This window comes from Bradyrhizobium sp. MI1.3, from assembly GCF_055811695.1.
In genome coordinates this window covers 1-7,785 of sequence record NZ_JBVVPQ010000139.1, presented here as the reverse complement: position 1 = coordinate 7,785, position 7,785 = coordinate 1, and the positions used below count along the sequence as shown (strand labels likewise).

Genomic DNA, 7,785 nt, shown 5'->3' with positions numbered 1-7,785 from the left:
ATGGGTCCTGGCTTTCGCCAGGACGACGGCGGAGTTTGTGGATACGCCTCGTTCATCGCGGCGTCAGGGTAATCGCTTCCAGAGAACCCCGGATTTCACTGCGCTCCATCCGGGCTACGAGATCGGCCTAACCCTCGCCCTCGTCGCTCGCCAGCACGCCCTTCACCGCCCTCGCCCAGCCCGCCAGCTTCCGCTCGCGCGTCGCCTGGCTCATGTTCGGCTTGAAGCGATGCTCGAGGCGCCAGTTGTCGGCGAACTTGGTCGGTTCGGGATAGACGCCGGCCTCGAGACCCGCGAGATAGGCGGCGCCCAGTGCCGTCGTCTCCTGGATCACGGGGCGGTCGACCGGCGCGTCGAGCAGGTCGGCGAGGCGCTGCATGGTCCAGTCGGATGCGGTCATGCCCCCATCGACGCGGAGGACCACGCTCGCCACCTCCGAGCTCGGCCAGTCGGCCCGCATCGCGGCCCAGAGGTCGAAGGTCTGGTAGCAGACGCTTTCCAGAGCGGCGTGGGCAAGCTCGGCCGGGCCGGTGTTGCGGGTGAGGCCGAACAGCGCGCCGCGCACGCGCGGATTCCAGTACGGCGCGCCCATGCCGACGAAGGCCGGGACGAGATAGACGCTCTGCATCGAATCCGATTGATCGGCGAGAGGTCCGGTCTCGGCGGCGTGCTTGATGATGCCGAGGCCGTCGCGCAGCCACTGCACCGCGCTACCTGCGACGAAGATCGAGCCTTCGAGCGCGTAGGTGCGTTTGCCACCGAGCTGGTAGGCGATGGTGGTGAGCAGCTTGTTCTTCGAGGCCACGGGCGTGGTGCCGGTGTTGAGCAGGGCGAAGCAGCCGGTGCCGTAGGTGGATTTCATCATGCCCGGACGGAAGCAGGCCTGGCCGATGGTCGCGGCCTGCTGGTCGCCGGCGATGCCGGAGATCGCAATCGCGCCGCCGAACAGATCCGGCGTGCTCTCGCCGAAGCGGGCTGAGGAATCCTTCACCTCGGGCAGCATCGAGCGCGGCACGCCGATGATCTCCAAGAGCTCGTCGTCCCACTGCCCGGTGTGGATGTTAAACAACAGCGTGCGCGAGGCGTTGGTGGCGTCGGTGGCATGCACCTTGCCGCCGGTGAGGCGCCACAGCAGATAGCAATCGACGGTGCCGAACATCAATTCGCCGCGCGCGGCACGCGCCCGCGCGCCGGGGACGTGGTCGAGAATCCAGGCGACCTTGGTGCCGGAGAAATAGGGATCGATGATCAGGCCGGTCTTCTGCGAGATCACGGGCTCGCGGCCGTCGGCTTTCAGTCTCGCGCAGATGTCGGCGGTGCGGCGGTCCTGCCAGACGATGGCGCGATGCACGGCCTGCCCGGTGGCGCGATCCCACACCACGGTCGTCTCGCGCTGGTTGGTGATGCCGATCGCGGCGATGTCCTTTGCGCTGATGCCGGCTTGCGCGATCGCCTCGCGGCAGACCGTCACGGTCGAGGTCCAGATGTCCTCCGGCTCGTGCTCGACCCAGCCCGAGGCGGGGAAATGCTGCGGAAACTCGGCTTGCGCCTTTGCCGCAATGGATATGTCGCCGCGAAACACGATCGCGCGCGAGGAGGTGGTGCCCTGGTCGATGGCGAGGACGAAAGACATGGCAGCTTGCCCTTGGCGTGTTCCCGTGAGGAGGGGTTGTTGTGTTGGGGCAGAGAAAACGGGATTGCCGGCAGCAGGTCAAGGCGCCGGCGTTGATCCTCCCCGGGGGGGGGGCGGCGGCATCGGCAGTGCGCTCCCTCCCCCGCTTGCGGGGGAGGGCTGGGGTGAGGGCTGTCTCCGCAATGGGATTGTCGAGAATTGCGGAGGGAATCCCCAAGGGGTGAGAGCCCTCACCCGCCGCGCGCGGACGATGCTTCGCATCGCCCGGGGCGCGTCGGCCTCTCCCGCAAGCGGGAGAGGCGGAGCAAGCGGCGCGGTCCTTTTGAATTTCATATGCCACTGCCCTGGAGCGGGGGGGGACACCGGACTAGGACGGAGAATGCGAAAATGCTACATGCCGGGCGGGCAGATGGGGCGGCATGACCTTCACTTCTTTTCAGTTCGGCGTCTTCGTCGCGATCGTCTTTGGCGTCTATTACCTGCCTTCGCTGCGCAGCTTCCAGGTCCCGCTGCTCGTCCTCGCAAGCGTGTTCTTCTATGGCTTCGGCCAGCCCGAGCTGCTGCCGCTGCTGCTCGTTGCGGTGCTCGGCACCTATCTCTGCCTCGTGCTTGCGTTTGATAACCGAACTTTCTGGATGCCGGCCGGCATCGTCTTCAATCTCGGCCTGCTGGCGTTCTTCAAATACAAGTTCCTGTTCGTTGACGCCGCCGCGGCCCATCTGACCGGCTCCGCGCCGATCGACTTCCTGCTGCGGCTGCCGCTGCCGATCGGCATCTCGTTCTTCGTGTTCCACAACATCAGCCTGCTGGTCGATCTGACGCGCGAGAAGCGCACCGTGCGCTTGCGCGAGGTGTTCCTCTACATCATCTTCTTTCCGCAGCTGGTGTCCGGCCCGATCACGCGTGCGGCCCAGTTCATGCCGCAGATCGTTCCCAAGCGGATCGGCGACGTCGCCTTCGTCGAGGCCGCGAAGTGGATTCTGGTCGGCTATTTCTTCAAGCTGTATGTGGCGAACAATCTCAACGAGATGACGTCCTATATGGACTTCCCGCTCTACGAGACGCTGCGCACGCAGGACCGCTGGCTGCTGGTGTTCCTCTACAGCTACCAGATCTACGCCGACTTCTTCGGCTACTCGGCGATTGCGCTCGGCCTCGGCCTGCTGTTCGGCTATCGCCTGCCCGTGAACTTCAATTTGCCCTACATCTCGATTTCATTCTCGGAGTTCTGGACGCGTTGGCACATCTCATTGTCGAGCTGGCTCAGGACCTATTTGTACATTCCGCTCGGCGGCAACCGTCATGGACCGGCACGAACCACTCTCAACCTGATGATCGTGATGACGCTTGGCGGTCTCTGGCATGGTGCAAGCCTGAGCTACGCGCTGTGGGGGATGGCGCACGGGTTTCTGCTCGTGATCGAACGACCGTTCCTGAAGCTGCTGGGCGATCGAAGCCCCGCGGTGCGGGTGATCCGGATGGGCATCGTGTTCTTCTGCGTCACGATGCTCTGGATCTTCTTCAAGCTGCCGAACTTCGACCACGCGCTCAGCTATCTCAAGGGAATGTTCATGGCGACGGACGCGCCCAATCCACCAAAACTGTTCACCAATCTGGCTTTGCTTTACGCCTTGCCTGTTATCATCCAGCATATCGGCATCGGCGCGTTCGTCGAAGGCCGCTTGCGGCGATGGGAGCCGTATCTCTATGGCGCGCTCGCAGCGCTCGCCTGTCTCGAGGCGGGGCCCGACAGCACTTTCATCTACTTCCAGTTCTGACATGCAGCAGGATTTTTCGCTTTCATGGCTGATCAAGTGCGCGGTGGCGGCAGCCGCGCTGCTGCTGGCCTGCGCCTTCACCACGGCGCGCTTCGGCTCGGCCCTGCAGCAGCCGGCGGTCACGACCCGCGGCGGCAGCCTCGTCAGCCTCAACCGCTATGTGCGGGATCCCACGCCTGATATCGTGCTGGTCGGCAGCTCGGTCGCCTGGCGCCTCAAGGAGGAGTATTTCTCGCCGCCGCGCGTCCGCAATCTTTCGCTGGCGGGCGGCTCACCGGTGACGGGTCTCGAGATCGTCGCGAACCGACCGACCCCGCCGAAGATCGTGCTGATCGAGACGAATGTCCTGACGCGCGAGCCGGATAGCGCGCTGATCGAGAAATTTTCCGGCGGCGCGCGCACCGAAGCGCTGCTGCTGCGCCCGGTGCGAACAGCGGTCGCGGGCTATGAAAGCTGGAAACACGGTGAACCCGATCCCGCCCGGGCGCGCGCCGAGCGGGATCGCCTGCTCAGCCAGCCGCCGGGCACGTTCGACAACAAGGTCTATCTCGACCGCGCGCTGGAGCAGATGAACGAAGCTGACCCGACCGTGCCGGTACGCGCGAATGTGGTCCACGTCAGACAGCTCATCGAGGAACTGCAGCGGCGCGGCACCCGCGTGTTTCTGATTCACGTTCCGTTTGCGCCGGAGATCGAAGGCTCGCGCATGGTCCGGATCACCAACGAGATCGTCGACGAAGCCTTCCCGGATCGCGCGCTTTGGCTGCCGATCGATCCGCCGCGACGCGAGCTGCGTTGGGACGACGGCGTGCATCTCGACGAACGTTCGGCCCTGATCGTCGTACGCGCCATCGAGAGCGCCATCGAACGCACCTTGGCCGAGCGCCGCCCGTAGCGGAGGAGCGGCGGCTACGGCGCCGCCGTGGTCACGCCGCCGTCGATGACGATGGTCTGTCCGGTCATGAAGCTCGAAGCATCCGAGGCGAGGTAGGCCACCGCGCCTGCGATTTCGTCGGGTTCGCCGATGCGGCGCAGCGGGGTGGTGGCGGTGCGGCGCTTTAGATTTGCTTCGTCTTCCCACAGCGCGCGGGCAAAGTCGGTCTTGACGAGGCCGGGCGCGATGCAGTTGACGCGGACGCCTTTCGGGCCCCATTCGCCGGCGAGCGAACGACACAGCGCGAAGTCAGCGGCTTTCGAGATGCCGTAGGCGCCGATCACGGTCGAACCGCGCAGGCCCCCGATCGAGGAGATGATGACGACGGAGCCGTTGCCGCGCTCGGCCATCTGCGGGATCGCCAGCGCGGAGAGCCAGATGTTGCTCTTGACGTTCGAGCCCATGATCTTGTCGAAGGCTTCGTCGGTGATGTCGAGCAGCGGGCCGTAATACGGGTTGACGGCGGCGTTGCAGACGAGGATGTCGATCTTGCCGTAGTGCTTGATCGTGCCCGCGATCAGCGCCTCGACCTCTTGCTTGCGCGCAATGTTGCAGGGGATGACGGTTGCCTCGCCGCCGGCCGCCTTGATGCCGTCGGCGACGTCCTGGCAGGCATCGGCCTTGCGCGAGGAGACCACGACTTTGGCGCCGAGCTTTGCGAGCAGTTCGGCGGAAGAGCGGCCAATGCCGCGGCTGGAGCCGGTGACCACGGCGACCTTGCCGGTGAGATCGAACGGGGTGTTTTTCATTGTTGTTGCTCCGTTGAGGCCGCGTACTCCGTCATTGCGAGGAGCGTAGCGACGAAGCAATCCAGACCGTCTCCGCGGAAAGACTCTGGATTGCTTCGCTTCGCTCGCAATGACGGTGGAGAGCCCTAGATCAACCCGCCACCATCCGCCACGCGGCGCTGATGGTAGTCGGTGTCGCCGAACGAGTTCTCGATCATGGTCAGGCGCTTGAAGTAATGGCCGATCTTCGCCTCCATGGTCATGCCGATGCCGCCGTGGAGCTGGATCGCCTGCTGCCCCACGAACTTCAGCGACTTGCCGATCTGCACCTTGGCCGCGGCAACGGCGTTGCTGCGCTCCTTGGCGTCCTCGAAATCAGCAGCCATGGTCGCGAACATCGACATCGATCGCGCCTGCTCGGTGGCGACGAACATGTCGGAGGCGCGGTGCTGCAGCGACTGAAACGAGCCGATCGCGACACCGAACTGCTTGCGCGTCTTGATGTACTCGACCGTGGTCTTGAGCGACTCGTCCATCAGGCCGACCGCTTCGGCGCAGAGCGCGATGCGGGCTTCGTCGACCACACGCTCGATCAGCGCGAGCGAATCGTCGGGATTGCCGAGCGCCGCGTCGGCACCGACCTCGACGCCGGTGAAGGTGATGTCGGCGGCGTGCAGGCCGTCCTGGGTCGGATACGACTTCTTGGCGACGCCCTTGGCGTTGGCCGGCACCAGGAACACGCCGATGCCGCTCTTGTCGCGGCGCTCGCCCCTGGTGCGCGCGGTCACGATGAGGGTGTCTGCGTTCTCGCCGTTGAGCACGACGAACTTCTCGCCGTCGATGACCCAACCATCACCCCTCTTCTTCGCCGTCGTGGTGACGTCGAAGAGATCGTACCGCGAGTTCTTCTCGAGCTGCGCAAAGGCGAGCGTCTTGCTGCCGTCGACGATGCCGGGCACATGCGCGGCCTTCTGCGCATCGCTGCCTGCATGGCGCAGGAAGCCGCCGCCGATCACGACGGTCGCGAGATAAGGCTCGAGCACCAGCGCCTTGCCGAGCGCTTCCATCACGATCATGGTCTCGACGCCGCCGCCGCCGAAGCCGCCATCGGCCTCCGCGAAGGGCAGACCGAGCAGGCCCTGCTCGGCGAGTTTGCCCCAAACGGCTTTGCTCCAGCCGCCCTTTTCCTTCATGTACTTCTTGCGGCTCTCGAAATCGTAGGAATCGGTCAAGAGGCCGTCGATGCTTTCCTTGAGAAGCCGCTGCTCCTCGTTCAGATCAAAATCCATGTCTCTCTCCAAATCGGCGGGATTGCCCTGCCGTCGCCTCACCCTCAAATGTCATCCCCGCCTTGTGCGCAATTGCGCACTGGGGCGGGGATCCAGTAAACGCAGCGGCCCGTCGTACTCATGACCGCCGCGGCGTACTGGGTCCCCCGCCTTCGCGGGGGACGACAGCGTCCTGTATTCAATCGATCACAGCCCCAGCACCGCCTTGGCGATGATGTTGCGCTGGATCTCGTTGGAGCCGCCGTAGATCGAGACCTTGCGGTTGTTGAAGTAGCTCGGCGCGATCTGTGCGGTCCAGTCCATGGCTTCGTTCGAGCCGTCGTCGCCGTGCACGTCGTAGGGTGCCGCGAACGGGCCGATCACTTCCATCAGCAGTTCGGTGGTGGTCTGCTGGATCTCGGAGCCCTTGATCTTCAGCACTGACGACGCCGGATTGGGCTTGCCCTTGCCATGCTTGCCTTCGTCGGCGACGACGCGGAGCTGCGTCAGCTCGAGCGCCTTGAGCTCGATCTCGCAGGCCGCGAGCTTGTCGCGGAAGGCCGCGTCCTGGATGATCGGCTTGCCGCCGGATTCGACCTTGCCGGCGAGGTCGCGGATGCGGCGCAGCCGCTCCTTGGAGACGCCGACGCGGGCGATGCCGGTGCGCTCATTGCCGAGCAGGAATTTCGCGTAATCCCAGCCCTTGTTCTCCTCGCCGATCAGGTTCTCGTAGGGCACTTCGACGTCGTCGAAGAACACTTCGTTGACCTCGGCGCCGCCGTCGATGGTCTGGATCGGGCGCACGGTGACGCCCTTCGACTTCATCGAGAACACGATGAAGGAGATGCCCATCTGCTTCTTGGCGGACGGGTCGGTGCGGCAGAGGCAGAAGATCATGTCGGCGTGCTGGGCGAGCGTGGTCCAGGTCTTCTGGCCGTTGATGATCCACTTGTCGCCCTTGCGCTCGGCCTTCGTCTTCAGCGAGGCGAGGTCGGAGCCGGAGCCGGGCTCGGAGAAACCCTGGCACCACCAATCGTCGACATTGGCGATGCGGGGCAAATACCGCTTCTTCTGCTCTTCATTGCCGAAGGTGTAGATCACGGGACCGACCATGCTGACGCCGAAGGCGAGCGGCTGCGGCGCCGGATAGGACTGCAGCTCCTCGTTGAAGATGTAGTGCTGCACGGAGGTCCAGCCGGTGCCGCCATATTGCTTGGGCCAGTGGCTGACGCCCCAGCCCTTCTTGTTGAGGATGCGCCACCACGTCACCATCTCGTCCTTCGAGAGGTGGCGGCCCTCGACCAGCTTGCGCCGGGTATCCGGCGGCACGTTGTCGCGGAAGAATGACCGCACTTCCTCGCGAAACGCCTGCTCTTCTTTCGTGAATGCGAGATCCATCGGATCCTCCTGTTTCCTCGTCGTCCTGGCGAAAGCCAGGACCCAT

The 7,785-nt window shown here is 64.6% G+C and carries 6 protein-coding genes; 2 read left to right on the top strand and 4 right to left on the bottom strand.

Annotation, left to right across the window (positions count from 1 at the left end):
- Positions 1-127: 127 nt before the first annotated feature.
- Positions 128-1,633 carry a glycerol kinase GlpK gene (gene glpK, locus AC0L3A_RS39460; RefSeq protein ID WP_007599731.1) on the bottom strand — a complete coding sequence of 502 codons (1,506 nt, stop codon included), beginning with the start codon at positions 1,631-1,633 and terminating at the stop codon, positions 128-130.
- A 419-nt stretch (positions 1,634-2,052) separates the two neighbouring features.
- Here glpK and AC0L3A_RS39455 point away from each other — a divergent pair, with 419 nt between their 5' ends.
- Positions 2,053-3,411 carry an MBOAT family O-acyltransferase gene (locus AC0L3A_RS39455; protein WP_007599729.1) on the top strand — a complete coding sequence of 453 codons (1,359 nt, stop codon included), beginning with the start codon at positions 2,053-2,055 and terminating at the stop codon, positions 3,409-3,411.
- Between the two features lies 1 nt (position 3,412).
- Entirely contained in the window at positions 3,413-4,306 is an 894-nt protein-coding gene (locus tag AC0L3A_RS39450; RefSeq protein ID WP_007599727.1) for a hypothetical protein, read from the top strand.
- Between the two features lie 14 nt (positions 4,307-4,320).
- On the opposite strand, the gene AC0L3A_RS39445 is transcribed toward AC0L3A_RS39450, so the two are convergent.
- The 3 genes from AC0L3A_RS39445 to pimC all read right to left on the bottom strand — a co-directional run bounded on the left by AC0L3A_RS39445 (position 4,321) and on the right by pimC (position 7,739).
- Positions 4,321-5,094, bottom strand: a complete 774-nt coding sequence (locus AC0L3A_RS39445; RefSeq protein ID WP_007599725.1) for an SDR family NAD(P)-dependent oxidoreductase — start codon at positions 5,092-5,094, stop codon at positions 4,321-4,323.
- Positions 5,095-5,219: 125 nt separating this feature from the next.
- Positions 5,220-6,362, bottom strand: coding sequence for a pimeloyl-CoA dehydrogenase small subunit (gene pimD / locus AC0L3A_RS39440; RefSeq protein ID WP_007599724.1), 1,143 nt, complete (start codon positions 6,360-6,362; stop codon positions 5,220-5,222).
- A gap of 186 nt (positions 6,363-6,548) precedes the next feature.
- Positions 6,549-7,739, bottom strand: coding sequence for a pimeloyl-CoA dehydrogenase large subunit (gene pimC, locus AC0L3A_RS39435; protein ID WP_007599723.1), 1,191 nt, complete (start codon positions 7,737-7,739; stop codon positions 6,549-6,551).
- Positions 7,740-7,785 lie beyond the last annotated feature (46 nt).

Bases quoted from the DNA above. Each gene is read 5' to 3' on its own strand.
- pimD (WP_007599724.1), bottom strand. From the start codon at position 6,362: ATGGATTTTGATCTGAACGAGGAGCAGCGGCTTCTCAAGGAAAGCATC.
- pimC (WP_007599723.1), bottom strand. From the start codon at position 7,739: ATGGATCTCGCATTCACGAAAGAAGAGCAGGCGTTTCGCGAGGAAGTG.
- AC0L3A_RS39455 (WP_007599729.1), top strand. From the start codon at position 2,053: ATGACCTTCACTTCTTTTCAGTTCGGCGTCTTCGTCGCGATCGTCTTT.
- glpK (WP_007599731.1), bottom strand. From the start codon at position 1,633: ATGTCTTTCGTCCTCGCCATCGACCAGGGCACCACCTCCTCGCGCGCG.
- AC0L3A_RS39445 (WP_007599725.1), bottom strand. From the start codon at position 5,094: ATGAAAAACACCCCGTTCGATCTCACCGGCAAGGTCGCCGTGGTCACC.
- AC0L3A_RS39450 (WP_007599727.1), top strand. From the start codon at position 3,413: ATGCAGCAGGATTTTTCGCTTTCATGGCTGATCAAGTGCGCGGTGGCG.